Genomic DNA, 20,882 nt, shown 5'->3' on the forward strand with positions numbered 1-20,882 from the left:
AGTTCAGAAATAAATTTTTTAGCAAAGCAGGCAACCCTTTTTAAGGGTTGTTTGCATTTTTATACAGCATGAAACTATATAAGATTATTTTCACAACACTACTTTCAACAATCTGTTTATCAGGATGTAAAAAAGAAACATATAAAGCTACACTTAAACAGGATATTTTAGCAGCCTGCGACAGCCTGCACGCACACGGCAATGGCTTTTTAAAAGCCACCGAAGCAGGTGAAAGCATCGCTATATTGAAAGATAAGCTCGCCAAAGAACGCCTGCTGTACAAGAAAATAGAATGGGCTGTGGAATACTTTTTACCCGAACAGGCACGCTTTATGAACGGCCCGGCCCTGCCTGAACTGGAGCTGGAAGAAAACAGGGAATTCCCGCCGCACGGTTTCCAGGTGATGGAAGAAGCCCTGTTTGGCGAATACAACCCGGATTCAAAAAAGAACCTTATCCGCGAAATTAAATCCATACAGTCCAACGCATTAGTTGCTAAAAAACACTTTGAAGCCCTGCCCTTTTCAGACGACCAGGTTATGGATGCTACCCGCCTGCAGGTGTACCGCATTTTAGCACTGGGTATTACCGGAAGCGATTGCCCGCTGGCACTGACATCAATACCTGAAGCACAGGCTTCTTTAGAAGAAACGGCGAATGTAGCCCGTTTTATTTTTAGCAATAAGCAAACGAACAACACTAAAGAGCTTCACCAGAAAATCAACGATGCGATAGGTTTTTGCAAAGTAAATTATAACTTCCAAAACTTTGACAGGTCGTATTTTATAGCACATTACCTAAACCCAATAAGTAAGTTACTTTACACCTGCCAAAAAGAGAATAACATACCGAATGTAGCACGCAATCGCGCCCTGAAAGCCGATGCCGCATACCTCTTTGCCGAAAATGCTTTTGATGTGGATGCATTCATCCCTGCACCGGAATATGCCTTTAGCAAAGACAAAGCCGAGCTTGGCAAAATGCTGTTTTACGACACGAAGCTCTCAGGTGATAACAGCCGTAGCTGTTCAAGTTGCCACAAGCCGGAACTTGCCTTTACCGACGGGCTTGCAGTAAATACTTCGCTTACCGGCAGCAACCTGAAGCGTAACACCCCTACCCTTACCTATGCAGCATTGCAGCACGGGCAGTTTTGGGACATGCGCCAGCCCGACCTGGAAAAACAAAGCACCGACGTAATGGAGAACCGCGACGAGATGCACGGCAGTATGGACAATATTATTACAGTGGCCACAACCGACGCAACGTATAAAGGTTTATTCAAAAAGGCATTTGGCACTGAAAAGCCCGAGGGCTGGCAGGTACAAAGTGCACTGGCAAGCTATGTGCGTACGTTTATTAAGTTCAACTCGCGGTTTGACCAATATATGCGTGGTAATGAAAAAGCCATGACAGCTGAAGAACTTCGTGGTATGAACCTGTTTATGGGCTCTGCGAAATGCGCTACCTGTCACTTTGTACCGTTATTTAACGGTACCGTACCGCCAAATTTCAGCAAGACCGAACACGAGGTATTAGGCACCCCACAAACAGCAGGCAGTAAAACACGCAGCGACGATACCGGCCGCTATATCCAAAACCAGATGCCGCAACTTGTAGGCGCGTTTAAAACCCCTACCCTGCGCAATGTAGCCCTTACTGCACCTTATATGCACAACGGCGTTTACAAAACGCTGGACGAGGTTATGGATTTTTACAATCGTGGCGGCGGAGTTGGCATGGGCATAAACGTCGAAAACCAGACGCTTCCCACGAAACCCCTGAACCTGAATCCGGCACAAATAAAGGCTCTGACTGCATTTATGAAGACACTTTCCGATGAATAACCAATAAAAATCAGCAAAAGGATAATTACGATTTTACAACCCTACATCGTTGTAAAATTTTGACATGAAAATTTTTTTAAACAAAAATTTGATAATTAAATAATTTTTGTTCTATATTTGATAAGTGTAAAAATAACATTTATTAAACAAACCAAACTTTTAATTTTCATGATTAAAACTTTACGCTCATCAGGGGTTGCCGCTATTGCAGTAGCAGCAGCCCTACTGGGCGCAGGTTCTGTACGGGCACAAACCTATACCTGGACAGGAGCTGCGAACAACCAGTTCTACAACACTTCAAACTGGACAAGTACAGATGGCTTTGTAGCATTTGACAACTCGTCTTTTAAAGTGGTTGTAACCAACGCTACGGGGACATCCCCGCAAGTAGACCAGTTTACCGACTGGCAACCGGGTATTTATAACAACCTGGGTGGCAGCATTACCTTTAACGCCGATTACAACGTATACTACAACGACTGGCTGAACGGTACTGTAACGGTAAACACCGGCGCTTTCTTTACCTGCCGTAACATTATACGTGTAGGCCGCGAAGGAAGCGGCACGGTAAACCTTAACGGCGGTACCATGCGCAGCCTGCACGAAACTAACTGGCAGGGTATTTTTATCGGGGTGCTTACCAATGGTAACGGCACCGTGAATGTAAACAACGGCGGCGTTATAAGCGGCGGCTACCAGGTAGAAGTTGGCACACGCGACTTTTACCCTACCGGTGTACTTAACGTAAACGAAGGCGGTACAAGCGAAGCCTACTGGACAACAGTTGTAGGCCCTAACGGCACCATCAACGTAAACGGGGGTACCGTAAACTGTGGCCAGGTACTACTGGTAGGCGACCTGTATGTAGACAATGCAGGGAATACCGGCACTGTAGGCAGTGTAGTAGGCCAGGTTTATGTAAACTCGGGTACACTTACCGTAAACCACCTAAATCTTGATGCTCCTTACATAGGAATGAATCCTAACAGCAAAGTAGTTGTAGATAACGGCACCTTCAGGGTAAGGCGCACGGGTGTTGACTTTAGCGAAACGCTAAACGGTTTTATCACCGGGGGGCAACTACAAGCCGCTGAAGGCAAAACACTGGTAGTAGCCTATGACGGTACCGAATTTACTACTGTAACCGCAACAACTAATGCTACTGTGGCTGGTGTAAACAAGAAGGAAATTACCCTGTACCCTAACCCTGCCACTGACAGGCTGAATGTAACAGGTAATGGCCTTAGCTCAAAAGCTGAAATCAGTATTGCATCGGTTACAGGAGAAACAGTGCTACATCAGGCTGTAAGCAGCATGGATAATGCGGTAGACATCAGCAGGCTTGCAACAGGCATGTACATTGCTACCATAACTGCCGACAACAGCAGCTACATTACCAAATTCATCAAAAAGTAGAATAAGTAAATTTCGTTACATATTTAGGTTAGTCAAAAAAAGAAGGGCTGTCCATAATGGACAGCCCTTTTTGTATGTATTCAAATGCTGTTAAGCAATAATTTATTAGCTAAGTGCAGCTTGTACCTGGTCTGCAGCTTCCTGGAACAGGGTAGCAGAAAGGATAGGCATACCAGAGTTATCTATAAGCTCTTTTGCAAGCTCGGCATTAGTACCTTGCAGACGCACAATGATAGGCACTTTAATATCGTCACCCATGTTTTGGTAAGCATCTACAACACCTTGTGCAACACGGTCGCAACGAACGATACCACCAAAGATGTTGATAAGGATCGCTTTTACGTTCGGGTCACGAAGAATAATACGGAAAGCAGTTTCCACACGCTTAGCATCGGCAGTACCACCTACGTCAAGGAAGTTAGCCGGCTCAAAGCCTGCATATTTAATAAGGTCCATAGTAGCCATAGCAAGACCTGCACCGTTTACCATACAGCCTACAGTACCGTCAAGGTCTACATAGTTAAGGCCTGCTTCTTTAGCTTCAACTTCGATTGGGTTCTCCTCACGAACGTCGCGCATGTCTTCATATTTCTTCTGGCGGTAAAGGGCGTTGTCATCAAGCACCACTTTAGCATCTACAGCAAGGATTTTGTTGTCTGAAGTTTTAAGTACCGGGTTGATTTCAAACATTGAAGCATCACTGTCTGTATACGCTTTGTAAAGCGCAGCAACAAACGCTACCATTTCTTTGAAAGCATTGCCGCTAAGGCCAAGGTTAAAAGCAATCCTCCTGGCCTGGAAGCCCTGTAGGCCTACAGCCGGGTCTACCTCTTCTGTAAAGATAGCATCGGGAGTGTGCTCTGCAACTTCTTCGATATCCATACCACCTTCGGTAGAATACATAATCATGTTACGTCCTTTTGCTCTGTTAAGCAGCACAGACATATAAAATTCTGAAGTTTCACTCTCACCAGGGTAGTATACATCTTCAGCAACAAGTACTTTGTGTACCTTTTTTCCGGTTGGGGGAGTTTGAGGCGTAATAAGGTCCATGCCTATTATTTGTCCTGCAATCTCTTCTACCTGCTCAAGGTTTTTAGCAAGTTTTACACCACCGCCTTTACCGCGGCCACCTGCGTGTATTTGTGCTTTAATAACGTACCAGCCTGTACCGGTCTGTGCAGTAAGCTCTTTAGCAGCAGCTACAGCCTCTGTAGCATTGTTTGCCACTATACCGCGTTGCACACGTACACCGTGGCTTGCCAGTATTTCTTTTCCCTGATATTCGTGTAAATTCATGATATATGCGTTTATCGTATTAAAAGTGCAACAAAAATAATAAATACAATCAAACTACCGAAGGTATTTTAAACTTTTTCCTGCCAAAAAGCCTTTGTAATTTTAACATTACGTTAAGCAAGCTTCAACGCAACCTTTTGACACCTTATTCATCTAATTAACAAATAACATTAACATTTAATTCGGCATTATTTAATATTTTTATAGTAAATATGCATATCAGAACCATTGTATAAACCACAAAAATTGCTTTTATGAAAAGTTTTACCAGAATCTGCTGTGCTATCATCGTTATTTTGATAGTAGGTTGCGGCAAAGACGAAGATGACAGTCCCCTGCTAATTTCAGACAAGGGATAGATTGAACTACAACTGCACCCCACCAGTTGGCAAGAAAATTAAAACAGGAAAAACTTACTATATTACAGCCCCATTAGGGGCTGTTTTTATTATAATTCACCAGGTAGTAGTAATAATGTTCTTTCAGATAATAAAATAACACCACATAAAACCATACAAGATGCAACCCACTCCCCCGCAGGAACCACTTTATTCCATACCCCTACGCTACCGCAGAATGGAAAATCTGCATATTGTTTTCTGGCTGCTTAAAGACCTGTGCTGGGTAATGCTGTGGAAACCCCTCGGCCTTATCATGATAGTGCCCACCATAGCCGCTGCACTTATCATCACCTGGCAAACCCGACATATACTGAGCGAACTACTGCATAACATTGCTGTGGCCTTTTGGATTATAGCAAACTCATACTGGATGATTACCGAGTTTTTCAGCAACGACGACAACCTACGATACTATGCCGTAATCCCATTTTCGCTGGGTATTGTGGTCATTGCATATTACTACATCGGCGTTATCTTTAACCGCATTAAAGACAGGGGCATTGCCAAACGTTAACAATTGCCCGTATCCACCCCATATTTAACACAGAAAATAAAAAATCATAAATAATTATGCGTGCATAATTTTATTATCCTAATTTTAAGGCTGAATAATTTTTTTTTCATAATTTGCAGTAGATAATACTGACAACTACAAACTTATATGAAAGCAGTAACACGCCTGTTTGACTTTCCATATTACCAACTTGAAAAATACAACCTTAGCGAAGCGCTTGTAACCAAGTACAACGATAAATGGGTAGCCACATCTACACAGGAATATATAGATAAAGCCAATGCCTTTAGCCGCGGGCTGCTGCGCATGGGCATAAAAAAAGACGATAAAATCGCTGTGATATCGCACAACAACCGCACCGAGTGGAATATAGCCGATATAGGCATACTGCAAACCGGCGCACAAAACGTACCGGTATACCCTACCATTTCTGAAGAGGACTTTGAATACATACTGAACCATTCGGGTGCGCAGTACTGTATTGTTTCGAATGAGGATTTGTTCCAAAAAATCAGTTCGGTTAAAAGCAAAGTGCCGTCGCTTAAGGAAATATATTCTTTTGAGTCTGTAAACGGATGCAAAAACTGGGAAGAAATACTGGAACTGGGTAAAGACACAGCTAACCAGGGCGAGGTAGATGCCATAAAAGATACCATTACTACCGAAGACCTGGCTACCATAATATACACTTCGGGTACTACCGGCAGGCCAAAGGGTGTAATGCTTTCGCACAAAAACATTGTAAGCAATGTACTGATGAGCGAAGAGCGCGTACCGTTTGAAAAAGGCAAAAGCCGTTCGCTGAGCTTCCTGCCTGTATGCCACATTTATGAACGTATGATACTGTACATCTACCAGTACGTAGGTGTATCCATATACTTTGCCGAAAGCATAGAAAAAGTAAGTGCCAACATAAAAGAAGCCCAACCCGATGTAATTACAGCGGTACCAAGGCTACTTGAAAAAGTATACGATGCCATTATAGCCAAAGGCAGCGAACTTACCGGCATTAAGCGCAAACTGTTCTTCTGGGCAGTAGACGTTGGCCATGAGTATGAACCGTATGGCGCTAACGGCCCTTGGTACGGGTTTAAGCTATGGCTGGCCCGCAAGCTTATTTTCAGTAAATGGAAAGCAGGGCTTGGCGGCCGCCTGGGCCTTATGGTAAGTGGTAGTGCTGCCATACAACCGAGGTTGGCACGCGTATTTGCTGCGGCGGAAATCCCTGTTATGGAGGGCTATGGCCTTACCGAGACTTCGCCGGTAATTGCCGTAAACGATATGCGTAACCGTGGCTTTAAGATAGGCACCGTAGGCAAGCCGCTGAAAGGCGTAGAGGTAAAAATAGCCGAAGATGGCGAAATCCTTACCAAAAGCGATAGCGTAATGATGGGCTACTATAACGATCCTGAAAAAACTGCCGAGGCTATAACCAATGGTTATTTCCATACGGGGGATATAGGTGAAGTGGACAAAGACGGCTTCCTGAAGATAACCGACCGTAAGAAGGAGATGTTTAAAACTTCAGGTGGTAAGTACGTAGCACCACAGATGCTGGAAAACGCCCTGAAACAAAGCCGCTTTATAGAGCAGGTTATGGTGATAGGTGAAGGCGAGAAAATGCCTGCTGCCTTTATACAGCCTGACTTTGCATTTGTAAAGCAATGGGCTTCGCGCAAAGGGCTGTCATTAAACAGCAACGAGGATATAGCCAACAGCAAGGAGGTACACGAGCGCCTGCAGGAAGAAATAGAGGGTATCAACAAAAAGTTCGGGCACTGGGAACAGGTAAAGAGGTTTGAGATTACCCCTGAGTTATGGAGCGTGGAAGGCGGTGAAATGACCCCTACCCTGAAACTGAAACGAAAGCAGATAAAAGAAAAGTACAAAGCCTTGTATGATAAGATATACGGCGGGGACAGATAGGTTCTTTAGATTGTTGGATTTTTAGACAGTCAGAATTTTAGATATTGAAACAGCCTTCGGGCTGTTTTTTTATATTTGGTTAAACAACCTATACATATGTATACCAAAATATTTACCCGGTTTAAAATATTTGTTGCTGTTTGCTGTACTATGGCTTTAGCAGGCTTTACAATAGCCCAAAGTGATATTGACAGTAACATTATCTCCTACACCGCCAACCCAAAAACCGAAAACATCAGCCTATATTACAAAAACAATTCAGGTAAGCGTATTGGCACCTTGGGTAACCTTAAAAAGCATGTTGGCACACAGGGTAAAACTTTACTTTTCGGGATGAACGGCGGTATGTTTATGGAGGATTTCACTCCCGTGGGGCTGTACGTAGAAAATGGTAAAACCATTCGGGAACTGAACACCCGCAGTGCCGGGGGCAACTTCTACATGAAGCCGAACGGGGTGTTTTATATTTCCAAAAACGGTAAGGCTGCCGTATGCAAAACAGAAGACTTCCACTCCTCGCCTGCTGCACAATACGCCACACAAAGCGGCCCAATGCTGGTTATAGATGGCGAAATACATCCTGATTTTAAGGTAGGCTCAGCCAACCTCAACATACGAAACGGCGTGGGTATATTGCCCGACGGCAAAGTGCTATTTGCTATGAGTAAAAAAGAAGTCAATTTTTATGATTTTGCACGCTTCTTTAAAGACAAAGGGTGTAAAAACGCATTGTATCTGGATGGTTTTGTATCGCGTGCTTATGCACCGTCCAAAAACTGGCAGCAAACCGACGGGAATTTCGGGGTGATGATAGGTGTAACTAAAAAATAACTACCATAAAACTAAGCCACTACTGTTTTGTTGCGTAACTTTACAGGACAACTAAACATCCACCACCATGAACCAGCAGGAAATAATACGGGCCGTAACCTGGAAAGACCTCCGCAACCTCAGCGTAAAAGAAATGCTCATAGAAAACAACCTTACCATACCATGGTTCCTTGTTTCGGTTGCACTGGCGTGGAAAGGCTATTACCTTTTGGCACTGCCATTTTCGGGGTTCTTTTTCCTTACCGGGCTAAGGCAGGTACACAACGGTTTCCACAACTCGCTTGGTACCAATAAATTCCTTACCTGGCTGTCGCTGTACCTTAACAGCATACTGATGATGGTAAGCATACACGCTGTAAAGTTTAACCACATACGCCACCACAAATATTGCCTGGGCGATGAAGACTACGAAGGAAAATCAGCCGGGATGAGTTGGTACGGCGCCATATTCTATGGCCCTGTACACATGTTCCTTATCCATAAAATCACCTGGCAGCTGGGCAATAAAAACTACAGGCGCAACATGTTTCTGGAACTGGCATCAGCAGCAATATTTGCCGGTATAGCCTTTGGTTTCCAGATACACTGGCTTATGTACCACATTATTGTAATGATAGTGGGCGAATTCCTTATGGCATTCTTTGCCGTGTGGACGGTACACCACGACACACATGACAACCCCGACTTTGCACGTACGCAGCGCGGCTGGTGGAAGAACAAACTTACGTTCAGTATGTTTTACCACCTGGAACACCACCTGTTCCCCGCTGTGCCTACCATAAAACTACCCGAACTGGCACGCCGCATAGATGAAGCCCTTCCGGAAATAGAAAAGAAAAATACGTTTTAACGTATGAAAGCATTTGGTGTTTTATCCATATTATTATTTTACTCTATTTCTGTTTTTTCACAAGAGAGTGCAGATACTAACTGGGTGTATATAGACAGCGTAAGATATGATTTAAGCAAAATGTTTATCAACCCCAAAAATGTAAAGCATATTTATGCCGAACAGCATCCTGACGATACAATCTACACAACACACAAGCCTGGCAAGCGGTATTTAGAACGTAAAAAGAAAAGCCGTATCGTTTCATTATCCTCTATGATTAATGGAGTGAGGAACAACAATAAGATTCCTGATGATGAAAGGATATCGGTTGTAGTAGACGGGGTGTTGTTGGTTAATACTGAAGACTATTATATTGAAGAAAGCTACATTAAAGGAGTAACATTTATTATTAATAATCCTGAGCAACGCGGCGACCATATGTACCGCCCGCCAAGTATTATTATCAAAACCAAAAAAAGAAAAAGACAAACTTAAGTAGCATCCTATTTACTATTGCACAGCATAATAAAAACAGTATATTAGCAGGTATAAAAACCATCTGATATGCACAAAAAACTACTTGCACTACTGCTGTTTGTAACAGCAGTTTCTTTTGCCCAAACCACCATTCAAGGCACCCTTAAAGACATTAATACCAATGAGCCGGTAGAGCTGGCCACCATTTCGGCAGACGGTACTAATATTGTTACCGTAAGCAACAGCGAAGGGGTTTTCCGTATTACCGTTCCGCAAAACGTAACCCAGGTTACCATAAGCCACCTCTCCTATCGCGACTTTATCATTAAAAAAGAACAGTTTGGCCAGGAAGATATTTTCCTGGAGCCATCGGGCATTGAGTTGGAAGAAATATTTGTTAGTAACCTCACCCCCCAGCAAATACTGAAACAGGTTATTGATAAAACCAAGAAACGCCTCGAAAAGTCAATACTACTTAATACCTACTACCGCGAGTTTATAAAAGTAGACGGTACATATACCAAGTTTTCGGATGGCTTACTGGACTTTAACGTAAAAAACAAATCAGGGAAGTCTGATGTATATGTAAAGCAAAGCCGTGCCGTACGCCTTGCCGATGCCAAAAGTAACAACCCCGAAAGCGCCAATGCTATAGACGCACTATCGTTGTTTGATGTAGACGAATCTGTATCAGACGGGTACAACCTGAAAATGGCAAAAAGGCTTTTAGGTAGTGAAGCTTACAATTTTGAGGTAAAAACACGCACCGGTAAAGATGGCAAAAGCATCAATATTATAAGGATTACCCCAAAGCCTGAATTAGCAGGCCTTTTATCTGAAGGTACTGTAATATATGACCCCGCTACCGAACTGATACTGGATGTGGATGTAAAAACAGCCGAATCGCATAAAAAATATGCCAAAGAAATAAACATCAAACTCTTCAGCCTGAAGTTTATCATATACAACCAAGAGAAGAAAACCACCTTTAAGCTCGATGGTGACAAATACATCATGACGTATAACAGGCACCTGTTTGATGTAAAAATAACGTTCCGTGATTACATAGACAACACCTTCCTGTTTATGAGCGACAACCTGATAATGGACTATAAGGAAGGCGAATTTGATTTTGACCGCAGCAAGCGCTTTAAAGAAAAAAGCCTGTTTAAGGCGGGTACACACTACACCGAAGAATTTTGGAAAACCGCGAATGCCATACCGCTGACCACAGAAGAAGAATCGGTAATTAAAAAACTGGAAACCGTAAAATAACATAAAGAATCACCCCAAGCGGGTGATTTTTCTTTTACTGACAAATCTAAAAAAATCCTTATATTTACTAAGGCATGCATAGCATTATACATAATTTTAAGCCGATAATTTTTAAGGACAGATAAAAATATTTTTAATTTAATATGCGTGCATAATATTTTTTTGTATATTTGAAACACAAGTTCTATGAAAGATAAAACTATTGACTATATACTGAGGGCTACCTGGCAGGCAGTATCGCGCATGTATAACGAAGAAGCGTCTAAGTACGGCGCTACCATGTCGGTAGGTTTTGCGCTGTTGAGCATCGACAAGGAAAACGGTATACCCAGCACCGCCCTGGGTCCGCAAATGGGCATGGAGCCTACAAGCCTCACCCGCACCCTGAAAAGCATGGAAGACAAGGGCCTGATAGTACGCAAGAAGAACCCGGTAGACGGGCGCGGCGTACTGATTCACCTTACCAAGCTGGGCAAGGAAAAACGCGACCTGAGTAAAGATGTGGTGCTTACTTTTAACGATGTGATAAAGCAGCACATACCACAGGAAAAGCTGGACGCCTTTATGGAGGTAGCCGAAAAAATAAACGAACTGATAGCCGAAAGACAGGTTTTTACCCCTGACGACAAAAAGTAGCCTGGCAACTACCACAACAATAAACTATAAACAAACTTCGAACAAATAAAGAATGAAACGCACTATTAAAAAGGCAGCCGTTATAGGCTCCGGCGTTATGGGCAGCGCCATTGCAGCCCATTTTGCCAATATAGGTGTAGAAGTACTGCTACTGGACATCCCGCCGAGAGAACTTACCGAAGCAGAACAGAAAAAAGGCCTTAGCCTTACCGATAAGGCCGTAAGGAACCGTATAGTGAACGACCATTTGGCCAATTCACTAAAGAGCAAGCCCTCTCCTATTTACCACCAGAAATTTGCCAGCCGCATCTCTACCGGAAATACCGAAGATGATATGCACAAACTTGCCGAAGTAGACTGGATCATTGAGGTAGTGGTAGAAAGGCTGGACATTAAACAAAAGGTATTTGAACAAGTAGAAAAATACCGTAAACCCGGTACCCTGATTACCTCTAATACATCGGGTATCCCTATACAATTTATGAGCGAGGGGCACAGCGAGGATTTCCAGAAACACTTCTGCGGTACGCACTTCTTTAACCCTCCGCGTTACCTTAAATTATTCGAAATCATTCCCGGCCCTAAAACCGACCTTGAGGTACTTGCGTTCCTGAACAATTACGGTGAACAGTACCTTGGTAAAACATCGGTAGTGGCAAAAGACACTCCTGCTTTCATCGGTAACCGTATAGGTATCTACGGCATCATGAGCCTGTTCCACCAGGTGAAGGAGTTGGGACTTACCATAGAGGAAGTAGACAAGCTTACCGGCCCTGTTATAGGCAGGCCGAAGTCAGCAACCTTCCGTACCGTAGACGTGGTGGGGCTTGATACCCTGGTGCACGTAGCCAACGGTTTATACGAAAATTGCCCTAACGACGAGCAGCACGAACTGTTTAAGCTACCGGGCTTCATCAATACCATGATGGAAAACAAATGGCTGGGCAGCAAAAGCGGACAGGGTTTCTACAAAAAAGTAGACAAAGACATCCTGGCACTCGATCTTGATACGCTGGAATACCGTGCGCAGAAAAAAGCATCTTTCGTAACACTTGAGCTTACCAAAACCATAGATAAGCCTATCAACCGCTTTAAAGTGCTGGTTGGCGGAAAAGACAAAGCAGGCGAGTTTTACCGTAAAAACTTCGCAGGAACGTTTGCTTATGTAAGTCACCGCGTACCTGAAATCACAGACGACCTGTATAAGATAGACGACGCCATGAAAGCCGGTTTTGGCTGGGAAAACGGCCCGTTTGAAATATGGGATGCCGTAGGTGTAGAAAAAGGCATTGAGCTTATTAAAGCCGAAGGCCTTGAAGTGGCTGCATGGGTTAATGATATGCTAGCTACCGGTATTACCAGCTTCTATACCATTAAAGAAGGCGCTACGTACTATTACGACATTGCATCTAAGTCGCACAAAAAAGTGCCGGGTCAGGATGCGTTTATCATACTGAACAACATTCGCGAAAGCAAAAAAATATGGAGCAACAGCGAGGCCATTATCCAGGATCTGGGCGATGGTATCATTAACCTGGAGTTCCAGAGCAAGATGAATACTATAGGCGGCGGGGTGCTTCAGGGCATTAACAAAGCCATAGACCTTGCCGAAAAAGAATACAACGGCCTTGTAATAGGCAATCAGGCGGCCAACTTCTCTGTGGGTGCTAACCTAGGCATGATCTTTATGATGGCCGTAGAGCAGGAATACGATGAGCTGAATATGGCAATCAAAATGTTCCAGGACACCATGATGCGCGTACGTTACTCATCTATACCCGTGGTGGTTGCCCCTCACGGCATGACCCTTGGTGGCGGTTGCGAAATGAGCATGCATGCCGATAAGGTTGTGGCTGCCGCCGAAACCTACATTGGCCTTGTGGAATTTGGCGTAGGCGTTATTCCGGGCGGTGGCGGCTCTAAAGAAATGGCGCTTCGTGCGTCTGATCTTTGGCACAAAGACGACGTAGAACTGAACGTACTGCGTGAATACTTCCTTACCATTGGTACCGCTAAAGTGTCGACTTCGGCTTACGAGGCGTTTGACCTGGGTATCCTTCAGAAAGGCAAAGACGTAGTGGTAGTTAACAAAGACCGCCAGATAGCCGAAGCCAAGAAACATGCCAAGCTAATCGCCGAAGCGGGTTACACTGCCCCTATTCGCCGTAAGGATGTAAAAGTACTGGGCAAACAGGCACTGGGTATGTTCCTTGTGGGTACAGACAGTATGGCTGCCGGTAACTACATAAGCGAGCACGACAAAAAGATTGCCAATAAACTTGCCTACGTTATGGCGGGTGGTGATTTAAGTGAGGCAACTTTGGTTACAGAGCAATACTTACTTGATATAGAGCGTGAAGCGTTCCTTTCACTTTGTGGTGAACGCAAGACTTTGGAGCGTATTCAGTTCATGCTGACTAAAGGAAAGCCGCTGAGAAATTAGTATCAAGAATTAAGTATTAAGTACAAAGACCAAACACCAACAGATGCACCAGTTTGAAAAATTGAAAATTTGGCAGAAGTCAATGGATATAGCAGAAAAGATATACAAGATTTCAGCGGAGCTCCCAAATGATAAGCGCTACAATCTGATTTCTCAGATAAAACGATGTGCTGTATCTATACCTTCAAACATAGCCGAAGGTTCAGGAAGAAATTCAAAAAAGGAATTTGCTCAGTTTCTGGGCATTGCAAACGGTTCGTCTTTTGAACTTATTACACAATTGATGCTACTAAAAAGATTAAATATCATACAAGAAGATAAGATACAGTATTTGATTAATGAACTTGTAGAAGTATGTAATATGAACTTTGCTTTACAGCGAAGCCTCATTCAATCTTCTGCCCAATCTTAATACTTAATTCTTGATACTTAATACAAAATAGAAATGAAAACAGCATATATAGTAAAAGCATACAGAACCGCCGTGGGCAAAGCGCCAAAGGGTGTGTTCCGCTTTAAAAGGCCCGACGAACTGGCCGCCGAAACCATACAGCACATTATGAAAGAGCTACCTGATTTCGACAAAAGCCGTATAGACGACGTGATTGTGGGCAATGCCATGCCCGAGGCCGAACAGGGGCTAAACTTTGGGCGTTTTATATCGCTTATAGGTTTAGATACTGTTGATGTACCGGGAGTTACTGTAAACCGTTACTGTGCTTCGGGGCTGGAAACCATAGCTATGGCTACCGCCAAAATCCAGACAGGACAGGCAGAATGCATCATAGCCGGTGGTGCCGAAAGTATGAGCTACATCCCTATGGGTGGTTACAAGCCCGTACCGGATTACAGCATTGCAAAACAAGGCCATGAAGACTACTACTGGGGTATGGGGCTCACTGCCGAAGCTGTTGCTAAACAGTTTGGCGTAAGCCGTGAAGACCAGGATATTTTCGGGTACCAGTCGCACCAAAAAGCGCTTAAAGCCCAGGCAGAAGGCAAATTTGACAAGCAGATAGTGCCCATTACCGTAGAGCAGGTTTATGTAGATGCTAACGGTAAAAAAGCAACCAAATCATATACCGTAACCAAAGACGAAGGCCCACGTGCCGATACATCTGTAGAAGCATTGGGCAAGCTAAAGCCGGTTTTTGCAGCAGATGGCAGCGTTACGGCGGGTACGTCTTCTCAAATGAGTGATGGTGCTGCCTTTGTAATGATTATGAGCGAAGACATGGTTAAAGAACTGAACCTGGAGCCTATAGCCCGCCTGGTAAGCTATGCAGCGGCCGGTGTGGAACCAAGGATAATGGGTATTGGCCCTGTAAAGGCTATTCCGAAAGCCGTAAAACTTGCCGGTCTTACCCAGAACGACATTGAACTAATCGAACTTAATGAAGCATTTGCTGCTCAATCACTTGCCGTTATCCGTGAGCTTGGACTTAACCCTGATATCATCAATGTAAACGGCGGTGCCATTGCGTTAGGTCACCCACTGGGTTGTACCGGTGCGAAACTTTCTGTCCAGTTGTTTGATGAGGCAAAACGCCGTGGTAATAAATATGGTATGGTAACCATGTGTGTGGGTACCGGGCAGGGCGCTGCGGGGGTGTTTGAAATCTTTTAAGAAAGACATTTAGATGATAGATGTAAGATAATAGACCTGCCAATGAGTGAGTTTAGACGGCATAACTTCAAGAAAATGAAGATTTGGCAGTTAGGTATGGAGATAGCAAAAACTATACTAAACCTAACAGATACGTTTCCATCACATGAGAAGTTTGGGCTTAAGAGTCAGATGGACAGATGTTCTATATCAATACCATCAAATATAGCTGAAGGTTCCAGCAGAACAAACAAATCATTCAGGCATTTTATCGACATAGCCTTAGGGTCGTCTTTTGAATTGCAAACTCAATTATTATTAGCTTGTCACAGACAATACATTTCAGAAGAAGTAACAACAGACATTGAAAATAAAATAGAAGAATTTCAACGGATGACGATGAGTTTCCAAAATACTCTTGGTACCGAGTAAGGGTCTATCATCTATCATCTATTATCTCAAAATCTATGGAAACAACAGAAAAACAACTGGCTCGCGGCGGACAGTTCCTTGTAAAGGAAACAGCTAGCGAAGATATATTTACTCCGGGGGATTTTTCGGAGGAACAATTAATGATGCGCGACTCGGTTAAGGAGTTCATAGACCGCGAAATATGGCCGAATAAAGACCGTTTCGAAAAGAAGGATTATGCCTTTACAGAAGAAACAATGCGTAAAGCCGGGGAACTTGGTTTCCTTGGTGTAGCCGTGCCTGAAGCGTATGGCGGACTGGGTATGGGCTTTGTGAGCACCATGCTTACCTGCGACTATATTAGTGGTGCAACGGGTTCATTTTCAACGGCTTTTGGCGCACACACCGGTATTGGCACCATGCCGATAACCCTGTACGGTACTGAAGAACAAAAACTTAAATACGTACCGAAACTTGCCAGTGGTGAGTGGTTTGGCTCCTACTGCCTTACCGAACCGGGTGCGGGTTCTGATGCTAACTCGGGTAAAACCAAGGCTGTACTGAGTGCCGATGGTACACATTACCTGATTACAGGCCAGAAAATGTGGATTTCAAACGCCGGTTTCTGCAATGTAATGATTGTCTTTGCCCGCATTGAAGATGATAAAAACATAACAGGCTTCATTGTAGAATATGACCCTGCAAACGGCATTGTACTGGGCGAGGAAGAACATAAACTGGGCATCCGCGCCTCCTCTACCCGACAGGTGTTCTTTAACGAAACCAAGGTTCCGGTGGAGAATATGCTGAGTGAGCGTGGCAACGGTTTTAAGATAGCCATGAACGCCCTGAACGTAGGCCGCATTAAACTTGCAGCCGCCTGCCTTGATGCACAGCGTCGTACGATTTCGGGTGCGGTTAAGTACGCTAACGAGCGTGTACAGTTTAAGACTCCGATAGCCAACTTTGGAGCCATCCGTGCCAAGATAGCTGAAATGGCAGCGAGCTGTTATGCCGGTGAAAGTGCCGCATACCGTGCCGCAAAAAACATTGAAGACCGTATTGAAGCCCGTGTAGCCAATGGCGAGAGCCACCAGGATGCCGAGCTGAAAGGCGTTGAGGAATTTGCCATAGAGTGCTCTATCCTTAAAGTAGCGGTAAGCGAAGATGTGCAGAACTGTACTGACGAAGGCATCCAGATATTTGGCGGTATGGGCTTTAGTGAAGACACCCCTATGGAAAGCGCCTGGAGGGATGCACGTATAGCCCGTATCTATGAGGGAACTAACGAAATAAACCGTATGCTTTGCGTGGGCATGCTGATTAAAAAAGCCATGAAAGGCCACGTTGATTTGCTTGGCCCCGCAATGAAAGTTGCCGAGGAACTAATGGGCATTCCGTCTTTCGATACGCCTGATTACAGCGAGCTTTTTGCCGAAGAGAAGGAAATCATTGGCAAACTGAAAAAAGCCTTTTTGATGGTAGCCGGAAGCGCTGTACAAAAGTACGGCCCTGCGCTTGACGAGCACCAGCAGCTACTTATGGCGGCTTCGGACATACTGATAGAAATTTACCTTGCGGAATCGGCCGTGCTAAGGACAGAGAAACTGGCCAAAGCCAAAGGTGCTGACAACGTTAAGGAACAGATAGCCATGGCACAACTGTACCTGTATCATGCGGTAGATCTGGTAAACACCAAAGGTAAGGAGGGCATCGCATCGTTTGCCGAAGGCGACGAACAACGCATGATGCTGATGGGACTTAAGCGTTTTACAAAATACACTAACCTGCCGAATGTGGTAGCGCTTCGTGAAACCATCGCTGCTAAAATTATAGCCGAGAACTCTTATCCATTTTAGATATATTCTGTTTTTAAGTTGATCAGAAAAGCCGTCCGGTACTATTGGGCGGCTTTTCTTTTTATGCCCGCATACTATTTAACAGGAAATTGCGTTGTAATACTATCACCTTAAGAAACCTACCACCCAATAATATAAACTATCATAACTTGGGTAAGCCGCTTCGGATTTTCCGGGCGGTTTTTTTTATATCCGGCTGATATACTATTTACTACAGTCACAACGTTTGTTAAAAAGCTAAAAACCATAAACCTTTTATACCATGAAATTAAAATCCACTTTTACTATTGTTTTCCTATTAGTTTTTGCAACCATGTTTGCCCAGCAGGAATCACCTAAAATTTCAGCAAACGGCGTAGGCACCGTAAGCGTGTTCCCTAACGCAGCACAAATAACACTCTACCTGAAATTTGTAAAACCCACCCTTAAAGAAGCTATTACCGAAAACAAGGCTGCTACCAAAAGCGCCCTTGCTGTAGTGCGCAAATATTCGCAGGACACCACCGCTATTAAGGTGAGCCTTATTGCCACCGATAAGCTGATGAGCTGGAATGAAAAGCTTAAGAAGGATGTGTTTGTAGGCTTCCAGTCGGGGCAGCGTATTATTTTTACACTGAATAACCTGGATGATATGCAGGATTTTACCGAAGCCATCATCAAGACGCGTATTTACGAGATAGAACGTGTATCGTATTTCCATACCGAAGCGGCTGCATATATAAAACAGGCACAGGAAAAAGCCGTAGCCGATGCTATGGACACTACAAAAAGGCTGGCCAAAGCCGCAGGCGTTACGACCGGCATTATACTGGAAATGAGGACTGAGAGCAGCCCGGAAAACGGCAGCCGTGTACGCAATAATTCGTCGAGGATACAAACCTTCAGCAAGGGTATAGAAGTTGCAGATGGGGTGAGTTCCAGCGGGGAACTGCTTACCTTCAGCGCTACCGTAAGCATGGAAACAGCCATAAAGTATTGAAAATAATATGCAGAATGGTATCTACTGGTAAGGCACCACAGTTGGCTTCCCTATCTGGAAATCAGGCAGTGTAATGTCGCTGTTTTGTATGGCATTGGTTTTAAAAATATTGTAGCCGCTATCCGGAATATTAGGGTAATAGGCCAATGACAGTTGAAAACTGTTGAATATCAAATAGTCATTATACAATAACACCCCAAGGCCTATCTTACTATACAATGGGCCGTCGTATAGTTTGTTGCCTTCGGTAGATATCATACCCAGCGTAACATTCATAAATGGGTTGATACGGAAGCCTCCTACATTCCATGGCGAAAAGGCCTGTGTTTGCAGGGTAAGCAGGGCTTTTTTCGTCCCTTTTAGCGTACGGCTGTTAAAACCGGCAATACCATCCCTTTCGTTTATGTTCAGCTGGTCGGTATAAATACCCATGCGGTTATCGCCCAGTACAATAACCGGACGTATAAAATGGCGCAATCGCCATGCGCCTATATTGCGGATGTTGGTAAAATACAAGGCATCTATACGCATGGTGGTTTGCTGTGTAAGATCCCGGTAAAAGAAGGAACCTAACTCTATATTGGTACTTAAAAAGCCCCAGGGATAATAGTTACCAAAGGCATAACGTGCCCCCAAATACAGGCGATGCTGGTTATTCTTATCCTGCACACCAAAGGTGGCCGAATACACCTTACCTATGGGGATATCCTCTACAATGTCGTAGTTAAATAAAAATTTATCCTGCACGTACTTACGCGAAGTAATACCCACACTGGCCATATACAACCGTTCGCTTGAGTAATAACCTACCGAATCGTACTCTATAGTGGGGACTTCGCTGTACTTACGGCGATAAAAACGTGTAGTGGCCACAAAACGGGTGGTACGGTCTTCTTCACTGTCGCCCTTAAACACCGGGGTGGCAAAACCCGCCCAATAGTCCTGTGCCCGTGATTTAAAGTTTTGCCAGTTCCACTCCTGCTGGGCATTGGGTAGGGTGTCTTGCTCAAAACGGCTTTCATAATAGGCACCGCCGGCCCACTTTGTAAAGGCACTAAAAAAGGTACGTTCTAATCCTACGCTTTTCAGCCAGTTGTCGTTCTTCCAAATCTGGTAAGCCACACTGGCATTTATGTAGCTTGTTTTTATATTGGGAACAGTGTACCTTGCCAGGTAGGCTGTTTGTCCACTGCTGAAACGCTTGTCAAAGTCGTTTTCAAACTGGTGGCCCAGCCCCAGGAAGTTACGTTCGGTAACCTGAAACGAAGTAGACGACGTAGAAGCCGAACCGTTAGGTATAAGGCTCCAGGAATCAAGCACACGGATAAAAACGTCTACCGAGTCGGTTGTCGTGGCTATGGGCTGTGGCCTTATAACAACACGGCGAATGTAGCGCTGAGAACGCAATAAACGTTCGCTATCGTTTATAAGGAGCGAATCCAGCGGTTCGTTCTTTTTAAACAGTAACAGGTTCCTTATGGCGTATTCCTTGGTTTTAAGGTGTACCCGGTTACCCAGCTTTTCAATACCGTTATCGGGCTGTCGGGTAGTGTCGTTAATAGAATACCCGAACGGGTCGAGCGTTTGTATGATGATGCGCCGTACAATTTTGCCTTCATATCGTTCAAAAGACACCTGCATTTCGGGTGCTTTTTCTCGTTCTGTGCGACGCGAACGCGATGCTTTTTTTTCTTTAACAGGCCTGAAGACAAGTTTGTGCAGTGCCTTAGTAACCTTTTTTTTCTTGCTGTATTCCTGAATCCGTTTATACATTTGGTCGTTCTTTTCTTTTACGGTATCGCGGGCAGGCGGGTTAACCTGTGCATACAGCGGAGTTGCTGCAAAAAACAGCACAACAGCCATAACCCGTAAAAAGAACTTTTTCTGCATGTATAAATTTTCTGACGCGTAAATTAAGCCAATAAAACCTAAATAAAAACCCAATATTATGTTGAGGGTTGTTAATTATGTTAGCCTTCAGCAACCAGCTTTCAGCCATCAGCCAAAATCGCTATAGTTATGCCATTTCTTAGATGGCTGATGGCTGAAAGCTAATGCCTAATTATCTGAAATACTTTGTAACAAAAACCCTGCCCGTTCGTCTAACGGGTATAAAATCAATAAAACGGA

The 20,882-nt window shown here is 44.1% G+C and carries 17 protein-coding genes; 15 read left to right on the top strand and 2 right to left on the bottom strand.

What is annotated here, in order from left to right:
* The first annotated feature begins 68 nt into the window (after nucleotides 1-68).
* Both ACZIX4_RS18720 and ACZIX4_RS18725 read left to right on the top strand, forming a co-directional pair.
* Entirely contained in the window at nucleotides 69-1,847 is a 1,779-nt protein-coding gene (locus ACZIX4_RS18720) for a cytochrome-c peroxidase (RefSeq protein ID WP_463337178.1), read from the top strand.
* A 168-nt stretch (nucleotides 1,848-2,015) separates the two neighbouring features.
* Nucleotides 2,016-3,263 carry a T9SS type A sorting domain-containing protein gene (locus ACZIX4_RS18725; RefSeq protein WP_463337179.1) on the top strand — a complete coding sequence of 416 codons (1,248 nt, stop codon included), beginning with the start codon at nucleotides 2,016-2,018 and terminating at the stop codon, nucleotides 3,261-3,263.
* A 105-nt stretch (nucleotides 3,264-3,368) separates the two neighbouring features.
* Here the strand turns inward: ACZIX4_RS18725 and sucC are convergent, their stop codons facing one another.
* Entirely contained in the window at nucleotides 3,369-4,562 is a 1,194-nt protein-coding gene (gene sucC, locus ACZIX4_RS18730) for an ADP-forming succinate--CoA ligase subunit beta (RefSeq protein ID WP_463337180.1), read from the bottom strand.
* 519 nt (nucleotides 4,563-5,081) lie between these two features.
* Between sucC and ACZIX4_RS18735 the strand changes: the two genes are divergently transcribed.
* The 13 genes from ACZIX4_RS18735 to ACZIX4_RS18795 all read left to right on the top strand — a co-directional run bounded on the left by ACZIX4_RS18735 (nucleotide 5,082) and on the right by ACZIX4_RS18795 (nucleotide 18,752).
* Nucleotides 5,082-5,477 carry a hypothetical protein gene (locus ACZIX4_RS18735; RefSeq protein ID WP_463337181.1) on the top strand — a complete coding sequence of 132 codons (396 nt, stop codon included), beginning with the start codon at nucleotides 5,082-5,084 and terminating at the stop codon, nucleotides 5,475-5,477.
* A gap of 147 nt (nucleotides 5,478-5,624) precedes the next feature.
* The gene (locus ACZIX4_RS18740) at nucleotides 5,625-7,403 is read left to right on the top strand and encodes an AMP-dependent synthetase/ligase (RefSeq protein WP_463337182.1); all 1,779 of its coding nucleotides are present in this window, start codon (nucleotides 5,625-5,627) and stop codon (nucleotides 7,401-7,403) included.
* A 96-nt stretch (nucleotides 7,404-7,499) separates the two neighbouring features.
* Complete coding sequence (locus ACZIX4_RS18745; RefSeq protein ID WP_463337183.1) at nucleotides 7,500-8,234, top strand: phosphodiester glycosidase family protein; 735 nt, start codon at nucleotides 7,500-7,502, stop codon at nucleotides 8,232-8,234.
* Nucleotides 8,235-8,301: 67 nt separating this feature from the next.
* Nucleotides 8,302-9,084, top strand: a complete 783-nt coding sequence (locus ACZIX4_RS18750; RefSeq protein ID WP_463337184.1) for a fatty acid desaturase family protein — start codon at nucleotides 8,302-8,304, stop codon at nucleotides 9,082-9,084.
* Nucleotides 9,085-9,087: 3 nt separating this feature from the next.
* A complete protein-coding gene (locus ACZIX4_RS18755; RefSeq protein ID WP_463337185.1) occupies nucleotides 9,088-9,561 on the top strand; it encodes a hypothetical protein in 474 nt (157 codons plus the stop codon).
* 69 nt (nucleotides 9,562-9,630) lie between these two features.
* Nucleotides 9,631-10,818 carry a carboxypeptidase-like regulatory domain-containing protein gene (locus tag ACZIX4_RS18760; RefSeq protein ID WP_463337186.1) on the top strand — a complete coding sequence of 396 codons (1,188 nt, stop codon included), beginning with the start codon at nucleotides 9,631-9,633 and terminating at the stop codon, nucleotides 10,816-10,818.
* Between the two features lie 186 nt (nucleotides 10,819-11,004).
* Complete coding sequence (locus tag ACZIX4_RS18765; RefSeq protein ID WP_463337187.1) at nucleotides 11,005-11,454, top strand: MarR family winged helix-turn-helix transcriptional regulator; 450 nt, start codon at nucleotides 11,005-11,007, stop codon at nucleotides 11,452-11,454.
* 52 nt (nucleotides 11,455-11,506) lie between these two features.
* Nucleotides 11,507-13,897: a 3-hydroxyacyl-CoA dehydrogenase/enoyl-CoA hydratase family protein gene (locus ACZIX4_RS18770; protein ID WP_463337188.1), complete on the top strand. Its 2,391-nt coding sequence runs from the start codon at nucleotides 11,507-11,509 to the stop codon at nucleotides 13,895-13,897.
* A gap of 43 nt (nucleotides 13,898-13,940) precedes the next feature.
* Complete coding sequence (locus tag ACZIX4_RS18775; protein ID WP_463337189.1) at nucleotides 13,941-14,309, top strand: four helix bundle protein; 369 nt, start codon at nucleotides 13,941-13,943, stop codon at nucleotides 14,307-14,309.
* 33 nt (nucleotides 14,310-14,342) lie between these two features.
* Entirely contained in the window at nucleotides 14,343-15,524 is a 1,182-nt protein-coding gene (locus tag ACZIX4_RS18780) for an acetyl-CoA C-acyltransferase (RefSeq protein ID WP_463337190.1), read from the top strand.
* A gap of 42 nt (nucleotides 15,525-15,566) precedes the next feature.
* On the top strand, nucleotides 15,567-15,935 hold the full coding sequence (locus ACZIX4_RS18785; protein ID WP_463337191.1) for a four helix bundle protein: 369 nt from the start codon (nucleotides 15,567-15,569) through the stop codon (nucleotides 15,933-15,935).
* Between the two features lie 35 nt (nucleotides 15,936-15,970).
* Nucleotides 15,971-17,773 (top strand): acyl-CoA dehydrogenase family protein, encoded by a 1,803-nt coding sequence (locus ACZIX4_RS18790; RefSeq protein ID WP_463337192.1) that lies wholly within the window; start codon nucleotides 15,971-15,973, stop codon nucleotides 17,771-17,773.
* A gap of 262 nt (nucleotides 17,774-18,035) precedes the next feature.
* On the top strand, nucleotides 18,036-18,752 hold the full coding sequence (locus tag ACZIX4_RS18795) for an SIMPL domain-containing protein (RefSeq protein WP_463337193.1): 717 nt from the start codon (nucleotides 18,036-18,038) through the stop codon (nucleotides 18,750-18,752).
* A 21-nt stretch (nucleotides 18,753-18,773) separates the two neighbouring features.
* Here ACZIX4_RS18795 and ACZIX4_RS18800 read toward each other — a convergent pair whose 3' ends face one another.
* On the bottom strand, nucleotides 18,774-20,642 hold the full coding sequence (locus tag ACZIX4_RS18800; protein WP_463337194.1) for a hypothetical protein: 1,869 nt from the start codon (nucleotides 20,640-20,642) through the stop codon (nucleotides 18,774-18,776).
* Nucleotides 20,643-20,882: the final 240 nt, after the last annotated feature.

It is taken from the genome of Flavobacterium niveum, from assembly GCF_055231775.1.